The sequence below is a fragment of the Treponema sp. OMZ 805 genome (assembly GCF_050937395.1).
In the GTDB taxonomy this organism is placed as follows: Bacteria; Spirochaetota; Spirochaetia; order Treponematales; family Treponemataceae; genus Treponema.
In genome coordinates, this window is sequence record NZ_JACCLP010000002.1 from 232,735 (window position 1) to 255,135 (window position 22,401).

Consider the following 22,401-nt stretch of genomic DNA (forward strand, 5'->3'; position numbering starts at 1 on the left):
ATGAATATTAATGAAGTTATTACTTTTATCAAAAAGCTCTATAATGCTGATTCCGTACAGCTGCACGCACCGGTTTTTATCGGCAACGAAAAAAAATATCTTGCGGAGTGTATTGACACCTCCTATGTTTCCAGTGTCGGTGCGTTCGTGGATCGGTTTGAAAAAGATATGGCAGAATATACGGGAGCTAAGCGGGCCGTTGTGTGTGTTAATGGCACGAATGGCATTGCAATAGCGCTTAAACTTGCGGGCGTTGAAATGAATGATGAGGTTATTACACAACCGTTGACATTTATTGCAACAGCAAATGCTATTTCTTATTGTTATGCCCATCCGGTATTTTTAGACGTTGATAAGGAAACAATGGGGCTTTATCCTGTAAAGATGGTTGAATGGCTGAAAGAACATGCTCTAATTAAAAATAATGAATGTTTTAACAAACAAACCGGTAGGCGCATTAAAGCTTGTTTGCCTATGCACACCTTTGGGCATCCTGTTAAGCTCGATGAACTTGTACAGGTTTGTAATGATTGGAAATTGGAATTAGTTGAAGATGCTGCTGAAAGCATCGGATCCTTTTATAAAGGGCAGCATACCGGAACATTCGGTAAAATCGGTGTTATCAGTTTTAACGGTAATAAGACAATTACAACCGGCGGCGGCGGGATATTGCTTTTTCAGGATGAGAAGCTCGGCTCCTATGCAAAACATATTACAACACAGGCAAAAATTCCTCATCGGTGGGAATTTAAGCATGATGCAATTGGATATAATTATCGTATGCCGAATATTAATGCTGCATTAGGATGTGCCCAGCTTGAAAATCTTGATGTGTTCTTAAAAAATAAACGGGAAACAGCTATGCGGTACAAGGCATTTTTTGAAGGCTCCGATATTACTTTTTTTGATGAACCGAACAGTACGCATTCGAATTTCTGGCTCAATGCGGTTATATGTGAAAATAAAGCAAAACAACAAGAATTTTTAACAGCAACGAACGATGCCGGTGTAATGACTCGTCCTATTTGGGAACTTATGAATCACTTACCTATGTTTAAAGATTGTGAATGCGGTGATCTGACCAATGCCGAATGGTTTGCAGAGAGGGTTGTGAACATTCCGAGCGGAGTAAGAATCGATTGTATAAAATAGATATAGGCGCATTATGAATAGACGATCAATTTTGAAAAAGATAGAACTTGCCGGTTTTAAATCAATTAGTTCATCAAAAGAATATGCCTTAGATATGGACTTGACCGATGTAAATATTGTTATCGGTTCGAATGGTTCCGGAAAAACAAATTTACTTTCTTTTTTCAAAATGCTTAATTACATGATGACCGGAGCTTTTCAGAACTATGTTGCTCGATATGGTGGTGCGGAATACCTTCTCCATTTTGGTTCGAAATATACATCGTCGATTGAATCGCGTCTTACGTTTGTTAACGATAAAGATACCGATGTATATGATATAGTGCTTGCAAAAACCATACAGGATTCTTTAATTTTTTTGGATGAATCAATAGAATGGAGAGAGCGGCGTTATGAACTCGCGGGAGGACAAAGAGAAAGTTATTTAGCTACTAATAACCTAAAATATAGCAGTGAAAGAATTATCAAATATATTTTATCAAATTGTAGAACATTTCAATTTCATGATACGTCTATGACTTCTCATATCAGGAATACGTCAGAAATTGAGAATAACCGTTGCCTTATGAGTGATGGCGGAAATATTGCTGCATATCTCTATATGTTAAAAAACAAATCATCAGAATACAAAAAATATTATGACAGGATTGTTGAAAGAATAAAGTTTGTTATGCCGCAGTTCTGTGATTTTTCACTGGAACCACAGGTATTAAATCCTGACTATATAAAACTACGATGGTTTAGTGCTGATAATAATGAGTATGATTTCGGGGCTGAACAGTTATCTGATGGTTCTATCCGCTTTATTGCGCTTACAACGCTTTTTTTGCAGCCGCCGGAATTACTGCCGAATGTTATTATTGTCGATGAACCTGAGTTAGGCTTGCATCCGCAAGCAATTGATTTATTGGCTTCAATGATAAAAACCGCAGCAAAAAATGCTCAAGTTATTGTTGCAACGCAGTCTGCACGGCTTCTTGATAGCTTTGATTCATCTGAAATTATTGTTGCCGAGTATGATAGCATACGCAAATGCAGTCTCTTTCATCGGTTGGAGCAAGAACAATTAAAGCTATGGTTGGAAGATTTTACTTTGTCTGAATTGTGGGAAAAAAATGTTTTAGGCGGGCAGCCGTGAAGTATATCTCTGTTATTTGCGAAGGGCAGGCTGAAGCTACTTTTGTAAAGCGCATACTGGTGCCATATTTTGCTTTACGAGATAAAATACTTATTCCTTGGACTGTATTAACCAAACTTGATAAAAAGCATGGTAAAATGTACAAGGGCGGGATGAGCAATTTTGAAAAAGCTCGTTCAACAATAACTAAGGCTCTTGCCAATGTAAAAAATGGTCACATATTTGTTACGACTATGTTTGATTTTTATAAACTTCCGCAGGATACACCTGGTATGGATAAAATAGGAACCATTAGTGATCCTTATAGGCAGATATTATTGCTGGAGAAAGAAATACAAGCTTTTGAAAAAGTATCTCCGTATGTATATCTTCCGTATATACAATTGCATGAGTTTGAAAGTTTGATTTTTGCTGATTTGGATAAGATCACCCAAAAATATTTTGAATCTGATTATGATATCAGTCCTCTTAAAGAAGCTTTAAAAGAAGTTAAAAATCCGGAGTTGATTAACGATGGAGAATCTACAGCACCGTCAAAGAGAATTCTTGCGTGTATTCCGGATTACGATAAAATTGGCGGAGGAATTTCCATACTCGAGAAAATCGGAATAGCAAAATTACAAAAAGAATGTAAGCATTTTTCCGATTGGATTTATAAATTGGAGCAGTTATAAATATGATCAAGATTTGTATTGTAACAGCAACGCGGGCAGAATATGGTTATCTACGCAGTTTAATAGATGCAGTGCATCATGATCATCATTTTCAGTTGCAGCTTGTTGTAACAGGCGCTCATTTGTTAAAAGATCAGGGATATACGATTGAACGCATACAAGAAGATGGCTATCCAATCGCAGCACTTGTAGATGTTGCGGTGGATAATACTTCTGAACTGACTATTGCGCATACAATGAGCCGTTATGCGGAAGGCTTTGCTGATACCTTTCATAAACTGATGCCGGATATTGTTTTTGTATTGGGTGACCGGTACGAGCTTTTGCCGATCTGTTCTGCAGCATTTATGATGAAAATTCCAATCGCACATCTTTCAGGCGGGGATGTTACCGAGGGGGCTTTGGATGATGCTATACGAAATGCAGTAACAATGCTTGCCGAGTATCACTTTCCCGGTACGGACGATTCTGCAAAAAATATCATCAGAATGCGGGGGAGTGATAAAAATGTCTTTACAGTCGGCGAACCTACGCTGGATTTCTATACAACAGGAACTTTGTTGACTCGCACGGAATTAGCCGAAACGCTGCATCTCGACTCCGGTAAACGGTGGGTATTGATGACGTATCATCCCGAAACGATGCAAGGTATTGATTATAATTTGGAAGCGGTAAAGAATATTATTCAAGCATTGCAGAGCATTCCGAATGTTCAAATTGTTATTACCAAGGCGAATATGGATTATGGCGGCAAGGAAATTAACGAATATCTTGAAACTGTCGCAATGCAATGTCCTAAGGTATTTTGTGTCGTTTCTTCGTTAGGACAGCTTCGCTATCTAAGCTTCATGAAACAGGCAGCGTTCGTTATTGGAAATTCGAGCAGCGGCATTGTTGAAACCCCTTTTTTGTCTATTCCAACCGTAAATGTTGGGAATAGGCAAAAGGGGCGGCATCAGTGCGCTAATATTATACAGGTATCTATTGGAGTTAATGAGATACAAGCTGCTGTTACTACAGCGCTCGCTGCAGATAAAAATGCCTACAACGATAAAAACTATTGGGGTGAAGGGCGTACTGCTGAAAAGATTATAGAAGTTTTACATTCAATTATTTACAAGCAGGGATAAATTATGAAGAAAATTGTGAATACAGTACATGAGCTAGAAACACCTTGTTTTATAATCGATGAAGAACGGTTGCGTAATAATACCTTACAGTTACAGACTGCCTTGCAAACCTATTTTTCTCATTCAATTTTCTCATATTCGGTGAAAACAAATTCATTACCATGGTTGTTGACATATTTAAAAAATAGTGGGTGTTATGCAGAGGTTGTATCAGAAGATGAATACATGCTTGCTGAAGCATTAGGTTTTTCAAATGGAGATATTGTCTACAATGGACCGCTGAAATCAAAAGAAACATTTTTCCATGCACTTTCTAAAAGGAATATTATCAATATCGATACGAACCGTGAGTTATTATGGTTGGTTGAATTTTCACAACAAAATACTATACTTGCAAAAATTGGTTTACGTGTTAATATCGATATGGAAGCTCTATTGCCCGGTGTAACTGATTATCCCCAAGATGGTAGCCGTTTTGGGTTTGATATAGAAAATGGTGAATTTGAATCGGCACTTGCATATTTAAAATCTAACAATATAACGCTGTCGGGATTACATTTACATAGAACGACTAAAACAAGAAGCGTTGATGGGTATTTAAAGTTGTGTCGTTTTGCTATAGCTATAGCAAAAAACTATGGGTTAGATTTGGAATATATTGATATTGGTGGAGGATTTTATGGGGATAAACCGAATGCTCCTACCTATAATGACTATTTTGCTGGCATAAAAAATGTTCTTCAAGAGTATTTTGACCTGCAAAAATTAACTATTATCGTTGAGCCTGGTAATGCTATTGCTGCATCGTGTTTCGATTTTCTAAGTTCTATTATTGATGTGAAAAAAATAAAACAGCATTATGTAGTCACTATTGATGGTAGTCGAAATGATATTGATCCATTTTTTCATAAAGATTCATATTTCTATGAGATATATACCGCCCATCTTCATGATGAGCAAATTAAAAAAGTAAAGAGACAGATTATTGTTGGCTGTTCATGTTTGGAATATGATAGGCTTTTTGAAATGCACGATACTTACAAATTGACCACTGATAATAAAATACTGTTTAAATTTGTCGGAGCGTATACTATGGCATTAAGTCCTGTATTTATACGCTATTTCCCAAATGTTTATGTCTATAAAGAAAAATATATTTTAATAAGACCTCGATGGACATATCAAAAACTTATTTTAGACACTTAAATACAAGGAGTTTGATGTATTATGGTAAATCTATTATTTTGTAATGTTGGAAGGCGCGGGCGGTTACTTCACAATGCACAGCATTCGTTTAAAGGACGTGGAAAAATTATTGCAACTTCCCAAACGGAGTATTCTCCCGCATTATATTGTGCTGATAAGGGGTATTTAACACCGCCAATAGAAGATGCTTCATATCTTGACTGTTTGCTTTCTATATGTAAAAAGGAAAAAATTAACGCAATTACTACGCTAATCGATCCTGAGATAAGTCTCTTAGCAGCGAATCGGGCATTGTTTGAAAAAGAGAATGTTTTTGTTTTCACACCGGATGAGATGACAGCTGATATTTGTTTTGATAAGTTCCTTTTTTTTGAATATCTAACACAAAAAGGTATTGCTACTGTTAAGACATTTCGGACTTTAGATTCATTCATGATTGCATATGCAAACAAAGAAATAGATTTTCCTGTATTTATAAAGCCTGTTTCCGGAAGTGGTAGCGTTGGTGCCAGAAAGGTTGCAACAATGCAAGAGCTTCAAAGCCTTTTTGATGAGCATCAGTACGATTATATAATACAAGAATTTATGGATGCTGCAGATATGGATGTGGATGTATATGTCGATTATTATACACATGAAGCAGTTTCTGCGTTTGCAAAACGTAAATTAGAGACAAGAATTGGAGGCGCTAGTAAGACTGTTTCATTTAAAGATGAACAATTATTTGACACAATTAAACAGCTAGTCAAAGTCTTTAAATTCTATGGTACGATCGACGTTGATTTTTTTTATAAAAATGGTGTGTATTATATTTCTGAGATTAACCCTCGTTTCGGCGGAGCTTACTTACATCCTTATGGCATTGGTTTAGATTTTTTTGATTTTATGTTTAAGAATATGAATGGCGAAAAGAATATTCCTGTATTCGGTAATTATGATGAAGGAAGCGTTATGATGATGTACGATGATGTCGTTGTCTTAAAACAAGAAATGCTTGCGACAATGAACGGGGGGGGGGTATTATTACCTAATTAAAATTTCCCTGTCAAGTATCATTACGGTATTTGACAGCGCAGTGCGGGAATCCATTTTTATAGAAAAAGAAAATGGTTATGCGGTTCCTGCATGATGGATATACAGGTAATAGATACTTGGAATAAGTATCTTGATCTTATTCCTGACAATAAAAGAGATGTTTACTTTTTTGAAGAATATGTTAAGTTATATCAAGATAATATTTCGAAAGCTCTGTGTGTTGTAGTGCAGGAGAATGATAATATACTGCTGCTGCCCATTATCCGACACCAATTCGAGACTTTTTTTGATTTTGAAACTCCGTATGGTTATGGGGGGCCTCTTGTAAATACTGATGATATTCGTTGGATTGAATCCGCCCTGCAAAGTATGAAACAGTTTCTTGTAGAACAGCGGTATATTGCAGGTTTTATTCGGTTTCATCCATTGCTGCATAATAATGCGATATGCTGTAACTGTTGTGAGGTGAGGCTTGATCGTCAAACGGTAGTTATTGATTTACTACCAGATGAGGATAGTATTTTTTCGATTCAGCTTTCTGCAAAAAATCGAAATATGGTTAGAAAGGCGTTGTCGGAAGGGTTGGTTTTTTGCGCAGATTACGATTTTGTCTCTTTGAAGGATTTTATACGAATATATGGCGATACAATGTCCCGGCTGTCAGCCGATGATTTTTATTTTTTTGATGAGGCATATTATCAATCGTTTGCTGAAAGGCTGAGAAAAAGATCATTTTTAGGCTGTGTTAAGAAAGATGGAGAAATTCTTGCGGCTGCATTATTCATGTACAGCAGAGATTATGGACATTATCACCTTGCGGGGAGTGTAAAAAGCTCTTATCATGGGGTTAATAATCTCTTGCTATGGCAAGCTGCACTTGAACTGAAAAAACAGGGTGTTAAAATATTTCATCTCGGGGGCGGTTTAAATAATGATCCCGAAAATTCCCTATTTAAATTTAAAAAATCCTTTAGCCATACTACGGCAGAGTTTTATATCGGGAAAATGATCTTTAATGAAGATGTTTACAGTACAGTATGCCAAGAATGGGAGCAAAAGAATCCTGATAAAGCCTCTTTGTATAAAAATAGATTGTTGAAATATAGGTATTAATATGAAATACAAAACTTTTATTATTGCAGAAGCAGGGGTAAACCATAATGGTAGCTGTGAGCTTGCTTTAAAATTGTGTGATGCTGCAAAAAAAACGGGAGCAGACGCCGTCAAGTTTCAAACTTGGAAAACGGATGCTATTATTACAAAAGATGTTGCCCAGGCAGAATATCAAGTAAAAAATACCGGAAAGGTAATCTCTCAATACGAAATGTTGAAGTCGCTTGAACTTTCGTATGATGATTTTCGTAAGATAAAGACCTATTGCGATTCGATTGGCATTCTGTTTTTGTCTACCGCTGATGAACAAGAAAGTCTTGATTTTCTTGTTGAGCTGGGGGTTCCTCTGTTGAAGATTGGTTCCGGTGAAATTACCAATATTCCATTTTTGCGATATGTAGGCTCAAAAAGGCTACCGGTAATTTTAAGCACGGGGATGAGTTCTTTAGCAGAGGTTGATGTTGCCTATCGAATTTTGCAGCAGGCGGGAACTGACGATATTACTCTTTTACATTGCACAACCAGTTATCCGTGTCCTATCGATACAGTCAATCTAAAAGCTATGCAAACACTTGCCGACGCTTTTCACTGTCCGGTTGGGTATTCCGATCATACTATTGGCGATGAAGTCGCTATAGCTGCTGTTGCGCTTGGTGCAGTAGTGGTCGAAAAACATTTTACGCTTGATGTAACGATGGAAGGACCTGATCATGCGGCAAGCACTACACCGGATGATTTTACTGCCATGGTGCAAAAAATTCGGCATATTGAAGCGGCGCTGGGAAATGGTATAAAACTGCCGTCAAAAAAGGAAATAGAGATTTCTCAAGTGGTGCTAAAAAAAATTGTTGCAGCACAAAATATTGCAAAAGGAGAAATCTTTACGGCAAACAATGTCTCTGTTAAGCGGAGTGATAGCGGGCTGTCAGCCTCATTGTGGGACTCTATAATCGGATTGAAAGCTGGAAAAGATTTTGGGATTGGTGAAGGGATAACATGGTAGCAAGAATAGATAATGACTTTTTGTACATTATTCCAGCCCGGGGCGGTAGTAAAGGGATACCTCATAAAAATATCAAGACATTGCACGGGAAGCCGCTGATTTATTATTCGATAGACATAGCACGTGCGCTAACAAGTGATGAGAATATCTGTGTATCGACGGATGATAAAGAAATTATCAAAGTTGTTTCCGATTACGGTTTGCAAGTTCCTTTTGTGCGACCAAAGGAATTGGCAAGTGATACGGCAAGTACGAATGATGTTTTGCTTCATGCACTGAAGTATTATGAGTCTATCGGAAACAAGTATACGGCAATAGTGTTGTTGCAGCCTACATCTCCATTGCGTTTGGTAGAAAATGTGCAGACAGCTGTAAAATTATATACTGATGATATAGATATGGTGGTGTCGGTAAAACTATCTTCTTCCGCTGCCGTTATATGTGAAGAAGATTCAGATGGCTTTTTAACGATGACTCTAAATAAAGATGATGTCCGGCGTCAAGATGTTAAATCGTATTATGAGTATAATGGTGCTGTTTATGTCATCAATCCAATATCTTTGAAGGAAAAAGGTTTGGCTCATTTTTCCAGGATAAAGAAGAGCATTATGGAAGATATAAACTCGATAGATATTGATACTCCATTTGACTGGCAGCTTGCTGAAGCAATTTTGGAGAAAAAGTTGGTAAAAGGCTTAAAGTAGTAATGAATACACATGATTTTACAAAGTATCTTGTACTAGATAGTACGAGTATTCTCGATGCTTTAAAGCAACTTGATGCTGTCTCTGATAATGGGATGCTTACATTGTTTGTTATCGATGAATCGAAGCGGGTGGTGGGTTCATTGACTGATGGTGATTGTAGACGAGCTCTAATCAAAGGTGCTTCTTTAGCGGATCCCATAGCAACCGTTATGCGGAAAGATTTTACCTATATTGATGATGATAATTATTCTTCCGATTTAATTTCCTTTATTAGGCAAAAAGGCATTAAACTTGTCCCTTATCTTCATAAAGATAAAACCGTTAAGAAAATTCTTGATTTTTCAAATGGAAAATCCTATTTGCCCATTGATGCGGTGTTGATGGCGGGAGGAAAGGGAGAGCGTCTTCGGCCTTTAACGCTTAATATACCTAAACCGCTCTTAAAAGTCGGCGGTAAGGCGATTATCGATTATAATATTGATAATCTTATGCACTGCGGTATTGATAATATAAATGTTACGGTAAATTACTTAGCCGAGCAAATAGAGGAACATTTCTCAACTGAAAAAGATGGTATACAGATTAAATGTATTCGCGAAGGTGAAAAATTTTTAGGAACTATTGGCGGTGTGCAATATATACATGATTGGCATAATGATGTTATTCTTTTAATGAATTCGGATCTTTTTACCAATATAAATTTAGAAGAATTTTATTTGCATTTTTTAAAGAATGGCGCAGATATGAGTGTTGCAGCTATGCCATACAACGTGAATATACCGTATGGCATACTTGATATTGAAAATAAAAGAGATATTATTGGAATCAAAGAAAAACCGAGTTATTATTACTATGCAAATGCAGGGATATATCTTTTTAAGAGGTCGTTGCTTGATTTAATCCCCCATAATACTTTCTATGATGCAACGGATTTTTTGAATGATCTTATAGCAAAGCAATACAAAGTCATTCGTTTTCCGATTTCCGGCTATTGGATAGATATCGGTAAACCTGCTGATTTTCAAAAAGTACAGGAAATTGCAGAGCATTTGAAGGGGTGAGGTTAAAGGTCTTAACTTGAAAACTTTTTTACTTGGCATTATACAATAAATTTACTTTATGGTGTAAAAATGAAAACTGATGTTATAGAAAAGATAAAGTATATAGAAACAACATATTCTGTTGAAGATATTGAATATGCAGGTATCAAATTATGGCCATTTTTGCGAAATAGTATTTTTACTTTATACTATTATTCAGATGAAAAACCTGAAGCGAATGAAGCTCAGAAGAAAAATAAATTATGGCGATTATTTACAGCATTGAAAGAGACTTCTTTAACTCAAATGTTAAAGAAACAAAGTGTAATTATTTTTACTGATGATCTAGAAATTAAGAAGCATAATGATGAATATATTGATAGGATTATGCAATGTGTTTTTGCTATCGAAACAAGGCAGATACCGGTTATTGTAAAACGTTTGTCGTATAATATGCCTATTAAATATTACGTACAATCTGATCTTATTGCCGGTTTTATTGTATTATTTTCGAAATTGCTTCACTTTAAACAGAAAGCCTTTCAAGGAGAAGAGATAGTTAAAAATATTATCCATGATTTAGGTATTCAGTTTAATTATGAAAAAATTGTCCGGTTAATCATTGGTGGAATCAATTTTTATTACATATATTTTGAGTTGATAAAACCTTCTAAGATTTATGTGAATTGTTATTATGATATTATGCGAATGCCTGCGTTTTATGTTGCTAAGTTGAAACATATTCCGGTAATTGAGATGCAGCACGGGGTAATCAATAGTCATCATACCGCGTATACTTCGTTTAAAAGTTTTGATCCGAATCCCTATCCTGATTATTTATTGGTTTTTGGTGACCGATTTAAATTAGACGTTAGCGAACATATATATCATAAAAATTCAATATTTACCGTAGGCAGCTATTATATTGATTTAATGCGGCAAGAGGTAGAGATCAATAAGCATCTATTTGAAAAAAAATATGGGTTTTTAAAAGACAAAATTATTATTACTGTTGCAAGTCAGTATGACATCGATAGGGATATTCTTACATTTGTTGAGCAAGTGACTAAGTTAGATAGTCGATTGTTTTTTGTTTTTATTCCTCGGTTTGTTAAAGGTTATCACCGTAGTTATAAGAATGATAGTATTGTGATTGAAACGGAACTTAATGTCTATCAATGTATGCAAAATTCACATATAACATCCGCTGTGCTATCAACATGCGCAATAGAAAGTTTAGCTTTCGGTACTCCTGTAATCTTGATGGATATAGGCGGTTTGGCAAAGTTTGTGTATGGGGAATTTTTTAAAGGTATTGTATCGGTATTATATGTTTCTGAACCGAAAGACTTTGTAGAAAAAGTGGATCAAGCTATTCAACTCGACAGAAATATCATTCGCCGGGAAGGATCATGGTTCTTTGCGGATAATTATGAAGAAAGATTAAAAAAAGCTCTTACTATTATTGATGAAAAGAATAGGGTATCTCTAAAAACCTCAGGTGTTTAGAAATGCCTAATACTATTAGGAAGCATGATGACAAATAAAGACAGGTATCATACGTTTTGTGAACAAGAAAAAGGTGTCCCAATTTTTAATAAAGATTGGTGGCTTGATGCCGTGTGTGGTGAAGATAATTGGAATGTAGTGTTAGTAGAAAAAGGTGGCAGTATAGTCGGCGCTTTGCCTTATTGCATTGATAAAAAACTATGGTTTAATAGAATACAAATGCCATTGCTGACTCAAACATTGGGGCCGTATATAAAGTATCCTGTAAACCAAAAATATTATAAGCGTCTTTCTTGGGAAAAAGAAGTATATTCGGATTTAATTAAGCAATTACCTAACTATGATTTTTTTCAACAAAGCCTTTCTCCACAAATTACCAATTGGCTGCCGTTTTATTGGTGCGGGTTTAAACAGACAACACGCTACACGTATCGGATTAAGAATATTACGGAAGACCAATTAGAGAATGAATATGAAACTGATATAAGAAGAAGAAGAAGAAAAGCTGTTAATCTTGGTATTACTGTTGATGAGTTACATTCTGTAGATGATTTTTTTCTTTTAAATACAAAAACATTTAATCGGAAAAATATGCAGATTCCTTATTCAAAAGATATTGTTGTCCGTATTTATAATGCATGCATAATGCATAGCGCGGTGAAAATGTTTGCCGCAAAGCTGCCTGATGGGACTATTGTTGCTGCAAATTTTTTGGTTTATGATGATACTACGGTTTATTATTTGATGGGAGGAATAGACCCTACTGCAAAGGATATGGGAGGGATGGATATGGTGCAGCACCACTCTATTTTATTTGCCTTACAGTCCGGTAAAGTATTCGATTTTGAAGGAAGTATGGTTGAAAGTATTGAAAAATATTTCCGATCATTTGGAGCTGCACAAGTACCATATTTTCAAATATATCGTTGCGGTTCCCGATTATATAAATGTATGAAAAATATAAAAGATATTTTTACGTCAGTTTAATTATTTGGAAATAAATACTATGCTGAAAATAAAAATTCCTAACTTTTGTATTTCCGAAATTGAATATACCTGCTCCATTGTTTTTACCGAATGGCTTGGCATCGATTATGAAATTACACCTATGGCGCAAAATACTGTTCTTATATCTTCCGGTGATAATACATTGCGGCTTAGTGCGGACTTTTTTGTTAGAGCTTCAAATAACTGGCTTAATGAAGAAGCAATGCCGTGTTTGCCGTTAAAGAACTATAATTTGACTGAATTGAAAACGACTTTACATAATGAAATTCATATTTGCGAGGCTGAGCTTCCCGTATTGTATGGTGTGCCGAAAATAGCGGTTGACGAAAATACTATTGACTGTGATATTGATATTTTAGGCAGTATCTTTTTTATGATTTCGCGTTACGAAGAAATTGTGGTAAAAGAACGGGATAATCATAATCGTTTTTCTGCAAAATCTTCAGTCGCATATAAAGAAAGTTTTTTATTTCGTCCTATTGTAAATGAATATGTGGAACTGTTATTTGCGTTGCTTCACTATTTATTTCCGCAGCTGGAACGGAAAAAAATGCAATTTAGAATATCTCCTACGCATGATGTTGATGTTCCGTTTAGATACCTCAATGTATCTGTGCCGCGTTTTATTAAGCATATGGGAGGAGATGTTTTAAAACGTAAATCTGTACTGTTAGCTTTTGATACATTATCTCGATGGAATAAAGTTAATAATGGCAAAGTAGAAGATGATCCCTATTACACATTTGATTTTATTATGTCTGAAAGCGAAAAGCGTGACTTAAAAAGCGCATTTTACTTTTTACCTTCAAGCAGTCCTGAAATGACAATACAATATCCCGTTACATTACCTCATATGCAAGCCTTATTGCAGACTATTGATAAACGCGGTCATGAAATAGGTATTCATGGTTTTTATGGGACGTATTTAAATAGTAAAGCGTTCACAGACGATGTACAATTGCTGCGAGATACACTTGAAGTGCTTGGAATTGGTCAAGAAATAAAAGGCGGTCGGCAGCATTATCTCCAATGGCAGAATCCCGAAACTTTCGTTATTTGGGAAAATGCAGGGATGAAGTATGATTCTACATTGAGCTTTGCAGATATGCCCGGCTTTCGATGCGGTACGTGTTATGAGTATTCAGTGTATGATTGTATAACACGAAGAAAATTAAAATTGAAAGAACGCCCGCTTATTGCAATGGAGTGTTCTATAATTGCAGAGCGATATATGAATTTAGGGCTAACCGATGATGCTTTACAAGTATTTAAAAATTTAAAAGTAAAATGTAAATATTATAACGGCAATTTTGTTTTACTGTTCCACAATACAGAGTTCTTAACAGAAGCTCAGAAACAATTTTATATAGAAGTTTTAGATTGTTGATTTTTGAATTATATAAGGTAATGTATTTTATGCACATTCTTACAGTTATTGGCGCACGTCCGCAATTTGTTAAAGCAGCGGTGTTAAGTCGCTATATTAGAAACAATCCGCAGCTTGGTGTAACGGAAACAATCGTTCATACCGGTCAGCATTATGATCAAAATATGAGTGACATATTCTTTACCGAAATGGATATTCCGCGACCTGATTACAACTTACATATAGGTTCCGGTTCTCATGGGAAAATGACCGGCCTTATGCTTGAAAAGATCGAAGAATTGCTGTTAGTGCTAAAGCCGGATGCAGTGCTTGTGTACGACGATACTAATTCTACATTGGCAGGGGCTTTAGCTGCCAGTAAGCTGCACATTCCGGTTGCTCATGTGGAAGCCGGCCTGCGTTCCTATATGATGGCAATGCCGGAGGAACAAAACCGTCGTCTTACCGATCACCTTTCAACATGGCTTTTTTGTCCGACTGATACGGCTGTAGACAATCTCAAGAAAGAAGGAATTATTTCTACGAGCGGTATACCATCTGCAGATAATAAGGTTGTGTGTAAAACGGGTGATATTATGTATGATGCTTCCCTTTATTACCGTCAGAAAAGTAGTTCATTACAAACACCAAGTAATTTTATCTTGCTGACTATTCATAGGGCGGAAAACACCGATGATCCGGTGCGCTTAACAAATATTGTAAATGCTATCAACACCCTTTCGGATAGAAAATTTGTTTTCCCTGTGCATCCTCGTACAAAGAAAATACTGGCAGAGCATGGGTTACATTTTGAAAAACACGTTACACTGATTGATCCGGTCGGTTATTTGGAAATGCTGAAATATGAAGAAGCTTGTACTGCTGTGCTTACAGACTCAGGCGGTGTTCAAAAGGAAGCTTTCTTCTTTCAAAAACCGTGTATCACCATGCGCGACACTACTGAATGGGTTGAACTGGTCTCTTCCGGTTGGAATACGCTCACCGGTGCTGACACTGAAAAAATCGTATCTGCCATTCGGAATATGCATACCCCTACAGAGTATCCTCAGCTTTATGGTGATGGGCATACGGCAGAAAAGATTATCGAAGTTTTAGGGAGTTATGCGATACAGTTATGTTAGATGAAAAAATAATAGAGCAAATAATAAAAGACTGTTTTTGGGATATGAATTTTAATGTTGATGAATTGTCTAATATAATTTACGGTAATGATTTTAAAGCAAAAGCTTTTTTATTTGATAAACTTTTGTTAAACAGCACAAAGCTTTTTGCAAGTTTGAACATATTCTATAAAGAAGATCTGGAAAAACTGATAAAGGGTTATAAGCTACCTACCTTTAATAAAAATATTGCAAAGCGACGGTTAAATTTAGCAGGGACGTATTTTCTTGATTTGCCTTTAACAATTGAGGAGTTAAGTTGGACGGTGTAAGTTATAAAGAGCTGTACAGACTTCAAGATAAAGTTCTGAAAATCGTTTTTAAAACCGAAAAAGAGTTTTATTTAACCGGTGGAACATGTTTAAGCAGGTTTTATTTTGAAAAAAGATATTCTGATGATTTAGACTTTTTTGCACAAAGTTCAAATCGGTTCCATTTTGCGATAAAAAACATTTTATGTCAGCTTAAAAAAAAATTTTCGGTTATTACAGAAGTAGATTCAAAAGATTTTATTAGGTTAAAAATCAATACGATTTTACAGCTTGATTTTGTCAATGAAACGCTTCCACATTTTAAAGATGTTATTATAGTGAATGAGTATTTTATCATTGACAATCTTGATAATATTCTTAGTAATAAACTATGTGCTGTAATAGGGCGCGATAACCCTAAAGATATATTTGATATTTTTTTAATATCTAAGATGCATACGTTTTCATGGAAGGAAATACTGACGGCGGCTCATGAAAAAGCTTATTTTAGCGACGATGATTTAATTATCCGCTTAAAGACTTTTCCAAGAAACTTGTTAAAAAATATTAAATTGCTCGATAAAAATTTCTTAAATGATTTTGATGAAACGTATAAAAAAATTCTGGATGAAATAATTCGGAATGTATAAATTTACTTTCAACAGTCTATTAAACATAATTGCAGACTAAGGAGTTCAACATGTCAAATTTTGAAACAATCATAAAAAAAATTGAAAGTAATACCGAAGTTGTCGGTATTATCGGCTTAGGCTATGTCGGCTTACCTCTTGCCGTGTCTTTTGCAAAAAAAAATGTGCTGGTTTTGGGCTTTGAAAAGAGTGTGAAAAAAGCAGAAGCAGTGAATGCGGGAAAGAACTATATCGGTGATATAAAAGATGAAGACTTAATCCGTGTAGTAACGAAAACAAAAAAACTTTCCGCAACAAACGATTTCTCCCGTATTAAAGAATGCGATACGGTTATTATCTGTGTTCCGACACCGCTTGATCACTTCAAAAAGCCGGATATGAAGTTTATCGAACAGTCTTGCATAGATATTGGAAAAAATATGAAAACAGGTACTTTTATTTCGCTTGAAAGTACCACCTATCCTACGACAACGGAAGACTTTATGAAGCCCATTATCGAAAAAGCATCAGGCCTAAAAGAAGGTAAAGATTTTTGGCTGTGCTTTAGTCCGGAACGAGTTGATCCGGGTAATAAAGATTATAAGACTGATAATACGCCTAAGGTTGTTGGTGCGTTAGGTGAAGAGGCTCAGAAAATTGCGGTTGCGCTCTACAGTAAAGCAATTCAGCATCTTTATCCTGTCTCAAGTCCCCGTGTCGCAGAAATGGTAAAAATACTTGAAAATACCTATCGATTGATCAATATTTCACTTATCAATGAACTGGCTCTTTTAGCGGGGAAAATGGATATTAATATTTGGGAAGTAATAGACGCTGCAAAATCGAAACCTTACGGTTTTCAGGCTTTTTATCCCGGTCCAGGTATCGGAGGACACTGTATCCCGCTTGATCCGTTCTATCTTGAGCATATCGCAAAAGGTTTTAACTTCGATTTAACGATGATAAATACTGCCGGCAATATCAACAATCAGATGCCGCATAAGATGATGAATAAGATTATGTATGCCCTTAACCGCAAACAAAAGTCTATGAATGGCTCTACAATATTGTTCTTGGGTGTTGCCTATAAGCCGGATATTGATGATCCGAGGGAAAGTCCTGCCTTGCTCGTCATGGAAGAATGTGCTAAAAAGAGGGCAAATGTCCTGTATCATGATCCGTATATTCCTGAATGTATTGATGATAACGGAAAAAAATGGATTGGTACTGATTTAACCGATGTGCTTTTAGAAAAAGCCGATTGTGTAGTATTTACGACTAACCATTCTTGTTTTGATATTGAACACATTGTAGAGAAATCAAGTTTGGTAGTCGATTTACGCAATGCGGTAAAAACTGTCCACATTGAAGATGGAAAGGTGTTTAAACTGTAAGATGAGGTTTTTATGAAAAGAGGTTTATATCTCTGTAAACAAAATTATAATTTCGATGATATAAATGTACATGCAACCGGAATTGCTAAAAAGATTCTATCTCAGCTTAAAGTATTGAATACAAATGGGTTGGATACAAAGTTGGTAAATTATAACTTTACAGATGCATCGTATTTTAGGCGGTTGCTTTCTTTCTTTTTTACTAAACGAGTGTATATAAAAAAAATTTCTAATATTGATTTTTCTGGAATTAATTTTATTTATGTTCGTCGATTTAGCCCTACCGATAGGAATTTACTTTATTTGCTTGCTGCTATCAAAAAAGTAAATCAGAATTGTAGGATTATTTATGAAATTCCCACATATCCTTATGATGAAGAGCATACAGGAATAAAAGGTTCCATTGTACTATTTACTGATCGTTTATTTAGAAAATGTTTATATAAGTACATTAATTATATAGCTACATATTCTCATCACGATGAGATTTTTGGCGTTCCAACGATCAAAATAGTGAATGGAATAGATTGTAGTGCTATCCCTCTTGTTACCGCTAAAGCATACCATGATGATATACATTTAATTTGTGTAGCCCAATTTTCTTCATGGCATGGGTATGATAGGTTGATAGATGGATTATATGCACACTATAAAAACAATCCTGAAAAAAAAATATTTATTGATTTTGTTGGCGATGGCGATGCATTGCAACAATATCGAGACATGGTGAGTACATATAAGTTAGAACGATATGTTATATTTCATGGAATTTTAGCAGGCGATGATTTGTCTGCTGTATTTAATCAAGCTGATATGGCTGTATGCTCACTGGGGTGCCATCGTAAAGGTATCATACTTTCTAGCGAGCTAAAATCGAGGGAATATATGGCTCGTGGTTTACCTATGGTGGCATCAGCTAAAATCGACATATTAACTAATGACTATGTATATGTGCACTATGTTCCTGATGATGATAGTCCTATTGATATTGAAGCTATTTTAAGTTTTTATGATATGCTTAAATGGAGAGAACCTCGGCAGAAACAGATATATAATATTAGAGCTTTTGCAGAAAATAATTGTGATATGCATATTACAATGCGGCCGATCTTGGATAAACTTTATGATTAAAAATAGGTTTGAATTTTGTTTAAGAGGTCAAGTTATTTTCTTGTTCTTCATTGGATATTTTTTTGCTATTATAGTTGCTTTGAGACCGATCGGAGCTGATAGAGATTCATTATCGTATTTGAGTTTATTTGATGCTATTTCTGGTGGTGTTATAAATGCCGGAGAAGTAGCTTTTACCACTGATATAGGTTTTTTGTTGATAGCCAAATTATCAATCTTTTTCGGAACAGGCTTTCGAGGCCTCCTTTTGATGTATTCGTTGTTAGCTTTTACATTAAAAATTTGTGTTATTTGTAAACAAGCCCTTTATCCGTATCTTTCTTTCTATATATATATAACTGCTTTTGTACTGCTCCATGAAGCGACCCAAATTCGAGTAGCCGTTTCTATCGGTTTTTTTTTATTGTCACTTCCCTATCTTTTTAAAAAAAAATATTTCATGTATGTACTTACAATTGTTCCTGCGATACTATTTCATTATTCCGCGTTTTTTTTATTGCTTCTTCCATTGGTAGAAAGGTTAAAAATTAAGCGTGTTTTTTATTTTCTGTTTCCAGTTATATTACTTTTTCTCGTTGAGGTTGGATGGTCGCTTTTTATGCTTTTTCGAATGATTGTTCCTGTTTTGCCTTCTTTTTTATCTAGTAAAATCAATATTTATCTTACTCTATTAGCTAATAGTAATAATACGGGAGCTAATATTTATTCTTTTGCTCATATTGTAATGTTTCTTTTGTATTATTTTTTATTGTATGTTAATAAATACCTCGCTTCTGATTATGATAGATTTCTTGTAAGAATATCATTTTATGGTATATGCAGCTTCTACCTTTTTAATTTTTTACCGGTTTTTGCTGTAAGAATTTCTGGGTATTTATCTACCGTTTTAATTGTTTTATTACCGAACTCAGTATATGCTATTAAAGAAAAACACATGATGGTTTTAGGGATGTTCTTTACTTTTACTTTAGGTTTTGTGTATTATTTTTTCACGTTAATGAATCCCCTTAATTTTTCTATATAGTGGAGTTGATATTCGTTATGACTATTGGCGTTATCATTGTAACATATAATCCAGATATTAATTTGTTAGAACAAACTTTTTTTTCTATTGCTGAGCAAGTTGATGAAGTCTTATTAGTTGATAATGGATCAGAAAATTTTGATGATATAAATACAAAATTTTCTCGTCTAAGAAATTGTACCATTGCTTCTTTGTATAAAAATATGGGAATTGCATATGCTACCAATGTTGGTTTTAGATATTTTATTAAAAAGAATTTTGATTATATTGTTTTAAGTGATCAAGATAGTATATTTGCTAAGAATTACATAAAAACTTTTTATGAAGCCTTGTCTTCAGTTTTATTGGATAATATCGCTGCTTTTGCACCTTCTATATATGATGTTATATCTAATCAGCATAGACGGTTTTATTATAAAAGAAGAATATGGATTAAACAATGTTATCCAGATGCTCTTTATAGTGTTGTTTTTCAAGCGATTGCGTCAGGATTAGTAATTCGTGTGGCATATCTAAGAACTATTGGTTGTATGAATGAAGACTTATTTATCGATTCTGTGGATTTTGAATGGTGTTGGAAATTAAATTTTTATGATTATAAAATTATTGGCTGCAAAAACTTAGTTTTACAACATACTCTTGGTGACCGAGTTCGTGTGATTGGTCATAAGAAAATAAACATCCATACTAATATTCGATGTTATTATATTACACGTAATACGATATATTTGTCTTTACATACTAGATTTTTATCAGAGGTTGATAAGTTTATATTATTTTGTAAAGGATGTGCTTATCCATGGTTATTTGCCGTTTGCTCGGCTAAAAAATTTACTACATTCAAATATTGTATGAGGGGACTCTATGATGGTGTTTTAGGTAGATTAGGCTACCATACTTCGTAATATACTATGTATCGTAGTTTTGTATATGCTGCAAATGTATTATACCATAAGGGAAATTAATAAATGATAACAGCTTCAATTGTTTTATATAATACCGATATTTCTCAATTACGTAATGCAATTAATTCCTATGCGCCAAGTGCTGAGCGGATATTGTATCTGATTGATAATTCTGAGCAAGAATTTGACCTAAATAAGTTAAATATGGATTTGACTCACATACGATATATTTTTAATAATAAAAATGTAGGGTATGGCGCAGGACATAATATCGCACTGCATAAGGCAATAGATGAAAATTCTCAATACCATGTGGTTTTAAATCCTGATATTCGATTTGATTCTCGAATCCTAGATGACTTAAAAAGATTTATGAATCAGCATGGTGATACTGCTTATATATTGCCGAAAGTAATATATCCTAACGGCGAATTGCAATATTTGTGTAAGCTTTTACCAACTCCCATAGATTTATTTATTAGGCGCTTTTTACCAGCTTGGGAATTTTTGAATAATATTAATGATAGATATGTGTTGAAAAATTCAGGATACGATAAGATTATAAATCCTCCTTGCTTATCTGGATGTTTTATGTTTTTGCGCTTGGATACTATAAAACAAGGCAATATTTTTTTTGATGAACAATTTTTTATGTATCTTGAAGATTTCGACCTTATTCGTCGTTTGCACCGACTTGGAAAAACTATTTTTTATCCCTATCTCACTATTATTCATGATCATGCTCGAAGTTCGTATCGTTCAAAAAAAATGTTGAAATTACATATTATTTCGGCAATAAAGTATTTTAATAAATATGGATGGTTCTTTGATAAAGAACGAAAAATAATGAATGATAAAATTTTAAAAGAGATAGCACAATAATTCTATATGCGTTAATTATTAATACTGTTTAGGAGTAATATATGAAATCCATAATCCTTGCCGGCGGTTCCGGCACTCGTTTATATCCGCTTACGCGGGCTGTTTCCAAGCAAATATTGCCGCTTTATGATAAACCGATGATTTATTATCCGTTATCGGTGTTGATGCTTGCCGGAATTCGTGATGTCCTCATCATTTCTACGCCACGGGATATTGCTCTCTTTAAGGAACTGTTTGGAACCGGCGAGTGGCTTGGTATGCGTTTTGAATATGCAGTCCAAGATAAGCCGCGCGGTTTGGCAGATGCTTTTATTGTCGGTGAAAAATTTATCGGTGATGATCCATGTGCTTTAGTGCTCGGAGATAACATCTTTTACGGTCGGGGTTTTTCTGCAACCTTAGCTGAAGGAGTGCATTCAATAGAGCAGAATAATGGTGCTGTTATTTTCGGTTATTATGTAAAAGATCCTACTGCGTATGGTGTCGTGGAGTTTGACCAAAACGGCAAGGCAATTTCAATAGAAGAAAAACCTCAGCACCCTAAATCGCACTATGCGGTACCTGGATTGTATTTTTATGATAACGACGTTGTACAGATTGCGAAGAATGTGAAGCCGTCCGCTCGCGGTGAAATTGAAATCACCTCTGTTAATAATGCCTATCTTGCTGCCGGAAAATTAAAAGTCGAAAAGCTAGGGCGCGGAATGGCATGGCTCGATACCGGCAGTTATGACGGTTTATTGGAGGCATCAAATTTTATTGCGACTATTCAAAAACGGCAGGGTATGTATGTGTCCTGCATTGAAGAAATTGCATACTTAAAAAGCTGGATAACCAAAGAGCAGCTTTTAAAACTTGCTGAAAAGTATAAAACCGAGTACGGACAATACCTACAGTATATTGCGGAGAATTATTAATGCCTT

General features: G+C 35.1%; 22 protein-coding genes. All 22 read left to right on the forward strand.

From position 1 onward, the window contains the following. Entirely contained in the window at window positions 1–1,152 is a 1,152-nt protein-coding gene (locus tag HGH47_RS02885; protein WP_212565388.1) for a LegC family aminotransferase, read from the forward strand. A gap of 31 nt (window positions 1,153–1,183) precedes the next feature. Then, window positions 1,184–2,290 (forward strand): AAA family ATPase, encoded by a 1,107-nt coding sequence (locus tag HGH47_RS02890; RefSeq protein WP_432910243.1) that lies wholly within the window; start codon window positions 1,184–1,186, stop codon window positions 2,288–2,290. Further along, on the forward strand, window positions 2,287–2,964 hold the full coding sequence (locus HGH47_RS02895) for a DUF4276 family protein (RefSeq protein WP_432910246.1): 678 nt from the start codon (window positions 2,287–2,289) through the stop codon (window positions 2,962–2,964). The genes HGH47_RS02890 and HGH47_RS02895 overlap by 4 nt, the downstream gene beginning before the upstream one ends. 2 nt (window positions 2,965–2,966) lie before the next feature. After that, on the forward strand, window positions 2,967–4,094 hold the full coding sequence (gene neuC, locus HGH47_RS02900; RefSeq protein WP_432910249.1) for a UDP-N-acetylglucosamine 2-epimerase: 1,128 nt from the start codon (window positions 2,967–2,969) through the stop codon (window positions 4,092–4,094). Window positions 4,095–4,097: 3 nt separating this feature from the next. Next, window positions 4,098–5,300 carry a hypothetical protein gene (locus tag HGH47_RS02905; protein ID WP_432910252.1) on the forward strand — a complete coding sequence of 401 codons (1,203 nt, stop codon included), beginning with the start codon at window positions 4,098–4,100 and terminating at the stop codon, window positions 5,298–5,300. A gap of 21 nt (window positions 5,301–5,321) precedes the next feature. Then, window positions 5,322–6,335 carry an ATP-grasp domain-containing protein gene (locus HGH47_RS02910; protein WP_432910255.1) on the forward strand — a complete coding sequence of 338 codons (1,014 nt, stop codon included), beginning with the start codon at window positions 5,322–5,324 and terminating at the stop codon, window positions 6,333–6,335. Between the two features lie 90 nt (window positions 6,336–6,425). Next, the gene (locus HGH47_RS02915; RefSeq protein ID WP_432910258.1) at window positions 6,426–7,448 is read left to right on the forward strand and encodes a lipid II:glycine glycyltransferase FemX; all 1,023 of its coding nucleotides are present in this window, start codon (window positions 6,426–6,428) and stop codon (window positions 7,446–7,448) included. 1 nt (window position 7,449) lies between these two features. Further along, window positions 7,450–8,451: an N-acetylneuraminate synthase gene (gene neuB, locus HGH47_RS02920; protein ID WP_432910261.1), complete on the forward strand. Its 1,002-nt coding sequence runs from the start codon at window positions 7,450–7,452 to the stop codon at window positions 8,449–8,451. Next, on the forward strand, window positions 8,445–9,155 hold the full coding sequence (locus HGH47_RS02925) for a cytidylyltransferase domain-containing protein (protein ID WP_432910264.1): 711 nt from the start codon (window positions 8,445–8,447) through the stop codon (window positions 9,153–9,155). Before neuB ends, HGH47_RS02925 begins: the two co-directional genes overlap by 7 nt. 2 nt (window positions 9,156–9,157) lie before the next feature. Further along, the gene (locus HGH47_RS02930) at window positions 9,158–10,219 is read left to right on the forward strand and encodes a nucleotidyltransferase family protein (protein ID WP_253675592.1); all 1,062 of its coding nucleotides are present in this window, start codon (window positions 9,158–9,160) and stop codon (window positions 10,217–10,219) included. A gap of 69 nt (window positions 10,220–10,288) precedes the next feature. Further along, window positions 10,289–11,707, forward strand: a complete 1,419-nt coding sequence (locus tag HGH47_RS02935; RefSeq protein WP_212565379.1) for a hypothetical protein — start codon at window positions 10,289–10,291, stop codon at window positions 11,705–11,707. A gap of 24 nt (window positions 11,708–11,731) precedes the next feature. Next, window positions 11,732–12,694, forward strand: a complete 963-nt coding sequence (locus HGH47_RS02940) for a GNAT family N-acetyltransferase (RefSeq protein WP_212565378.1) — start codon at window positions 11,732–11,734, stop codon at window positions 12,692–12,694. Window positions 12,695–12,713: 19 nt separating this feature from the next. Further along, window positions 12,714–14,102, forward strand: a complete 1,389-nt coding sequence (locus HGH47_RS02945; protein WP_212565377.1) for a polysaccharide deacetylase family protein — start codon at window positions 12,714–12,716, stop codon at window positions 14,100–14,102. 29 nt (window positions 14,103–14,131) lie between these two features. Further along, a complete protein-coding gene (gene wecB, locus HGH47_RS02950; protein ID WP_212565376.1) occupies window positions 14,132–15,223 on the forward strand; it encodes a non-hydrolyzing UDP-N-acetylglucosamine 2-epimerase in 1,092 nt (363 codons plus the stop codon). Further along, window positions 15,217–15,534: a hypothetical protein gene (locus HGH47_RS02955; RefSeq protein ID WP_212565375.1), complete on the forward strand. Its 318-nt coding sequence runs from the start codon at window positions 15,217–15,219 to the stop codon at window positions 15,532–15,534. Before wecB ends, HGH47_RS02955 begins: the two co-directional genes overlap by 7 nt. Then, the gene (locus HGH47_RS02960; RefSeq protein WP_432910271.1) at window positions 15,522–16,163 is read left to right on the forward strand and encodes a nucleotidyl transferase AbiEii/AbiGii toxin family protein; all 642 of its coding nucleotides are present in this window, start codon (window positions 15,522–15,524) and stop codon (window positions 16,161–16,163) included. Before HGH47_RS02955 ends, HGH47_RS02960 begins: the two co-directional genes overlap by 13 nt. A gap of 50 nt (window positions 16,164–16,213) precedes the next feature. After that, entirely contained in the window at window positions 16,214–17,536 is a 1,323-nt protein-coding gene (locus HGH47_RS02965) for a nucleotide sugar dehydrogenase (RefSeq protein WP_212565373.1), read from the forward strand. A 12-nt stretch (window positions 17,537–17,548) separates the two neighbouring features. Then, the gene (locus HGH47_RS02970) at window positions 17,549–18,667 is read left to right on the forward strand and encodes a glycosyltransferase (RefSeq protein WP_212565372.1); all 1,119 of its coding nucleotides are present in this window, start codon (window positions 17,549–17,551) and stop codon (window positions 18,665–18,667) included. Beyond that, window positions 18,660–19,691, forward strand: a complete 1,032-nt coding sequence (locus HGH47_RS02975; RefSeq protein WP_212565371.1) for an EpsG family protein — start codon at window positions 18,660–18,662, stop codon at window positions 19,689–19,691. Before HGH47_RS02970 ends, HGH47_RS02975 begins: the two co-directional genes overlap by 8 nt. A 17-nt stretch (window positions 19,692–19,708) precedes the next feature. Then, window positions 19,709–20,596, forward strand: a complete 888-nt coding sequence (locus HGH47_RS02980; RefSeq protein ID WP_212565370.1) for a glycosyltransferase family 2 protein — start codon at window positions 19,709–19,711, stop codon at window positions 20,594–20,596. A 63-nt stretch (window positions 20,597–20,659) separates the two neighbouring features. Beyond that, window positions 20,660–21,478: a glycosyltransferase gene (locus HGH47_RS02985; RefSeq protein ID WP_212565369.1), complete on the forward strand. Its 819-nt coding sequence runs from the start codon at window positions 20,660–20,662 to the stop codon at window positions 21,476–21,478. A gap of 41 nt (window positions 21,479–21,519) precedes the next feature. Then, window positions 21,520–22,395, forward strand: coding sequence for a glucose-1-phosphate thymidylyltransferase RfbA (gene rfbA, locus HGH47_RS02990; RefSeq protein WP_212565368.1), 876 nt, complete (start codon window positions 21,520–21,522; stop codon window positions 22,393–22,395). Window positions 22,396–22,401: the final 6 nt, after the last annotated feature.

Excerpts from the sequence above, each read along its gene's own strand:
- HGH47_RS02930 (WP_253675592.1), top strand. The coding sequence starts at position 9,158 with ATGAATACACATGATTTTACAAAGTATCTTGTACTAGATAGTACGAGT.
- HGH47_RS02965 (WP_212565373.1), top strand. The coding sequence starts at position 16,214 with ATGTCAAATTTTGAAACAATCATAAAAAAAATTGAAAGTAATACCGAA.
- HGH47_RS02910 (WP_432910255.1), top strand. The coding sequence starts at position 5,322 with ATGGTAAATCTATTATTTTGTAATGTTGGAAGGCGCGGGCGGTTACTT.
- HGH47_RS02975 (WP_212565371.1), top strand. The coding sequence starts at position 18,660 with ATGATTAAAAATAGGTTTGAATTTTGTTTAAGAGGTCAAGTTATTTTC.
- HGH47_RS02905 (WP_432910252.1), top strand. The coding sequence starts at position 4,098 with ATGAAGAAAATTGTGAATACAGTACATGAGCTAGAAACACCTTGTTTT.
- rfbA (WP_212565368.1), top strand. The coding sequence starts at position 21,520 with ATGAAATCCATAATCCTTGCCGGCGGTTCCGGCACTCGTTTATATCCG.
- HGH47_RS02925 (WP_432910264.1), top strand. The coding sequence starts at position 8,445 with ATGGTAGCAAGAATAGATAATGACTTTTTGTACATTATTCCAGCCCGG.
- neuC (WP_432910249.1), top strand. The coding sequence starts at position 2,967 with ATGATCAAGATTTGTATTGTAACAGCAACGCGGGCAGAATATGGTTAT.
- HGH47_RS02940 (WP_212565378.1), top strand. The coding sequence starts at position 11,732 with ATGATGACAAATAAAGACAGGTATCATACGTTTTGTGAACAAGAAAAA.
- HGH47_RS02945 (WP_212565377.1), top strand. The coding sequence starts at position 12,714 with ATGCTGAAAATAAAAATTCCTAACTTTTGTATTTCCGAAATTGAATAT.
- wecB (WP_212565376.1), top strand. The coding sequence starts at position 14,132 with ATGCACATTCTTACAGTTATTGGCGCACGTCCGCAATTTGTTAAAGCA.
- HGH47_RS02915 (WP_432910258.1), top strand. The coding sequence starts at position 6,426 with ATGATGGATATACAGGTAATAGATACTTGGAATAAGTATCTTGATCTT.
- neuB (WP_432910261.1), top strand. The coding sequence starts at position 7,450 with ATGAAATACAAAACTTTTATTATTGCAGAAGCAGGGGTAAACCATAAT.
- HGH47_RS02885 (WP_212565388.1), top strand. The coding sequence starts at position 1 with ATGAATATTAATGAAGTTATTACTTTTATCAAAAAGCTCTATAATGCT.
- HGH47_RS02970 (WP_212565372.1), top strand. The coding sequence starts at position 17,549 with ATGAAAAGAGGTTTATATCTCTGTAAACAAAATTATAATTTCGATGAT.
- HGH47_RS02955 (WP_212565375.1), top strand. The coding sequence starts at position 15,217 with ATGTTAGATGAAAAAATAATAGAGCAAATAATAAAAGACTGTTTTTGG.
- HGH47_RS02980 (WP_212565370.1), top strand. The coding sequence starts at position 19,709 with ATGACTATTGGCGTTATCATTGTAACATATAATCCAGATATTAATTTG.
- HGH47_RS02985 (WP_212565369.1), top strand. The coding sequence starts at position 20,660 with ATGATAACAGCTTCAATTGTTTTATATAATACCGATATTTCTCAATTA.
- HGH47_RS02935 (WP_212565379.1), top strand. The coding sequence starts at position 10,289 with ATGAAAACTGATGTTATAGAAAAGATAAAGTATATAGAAACAACATAT.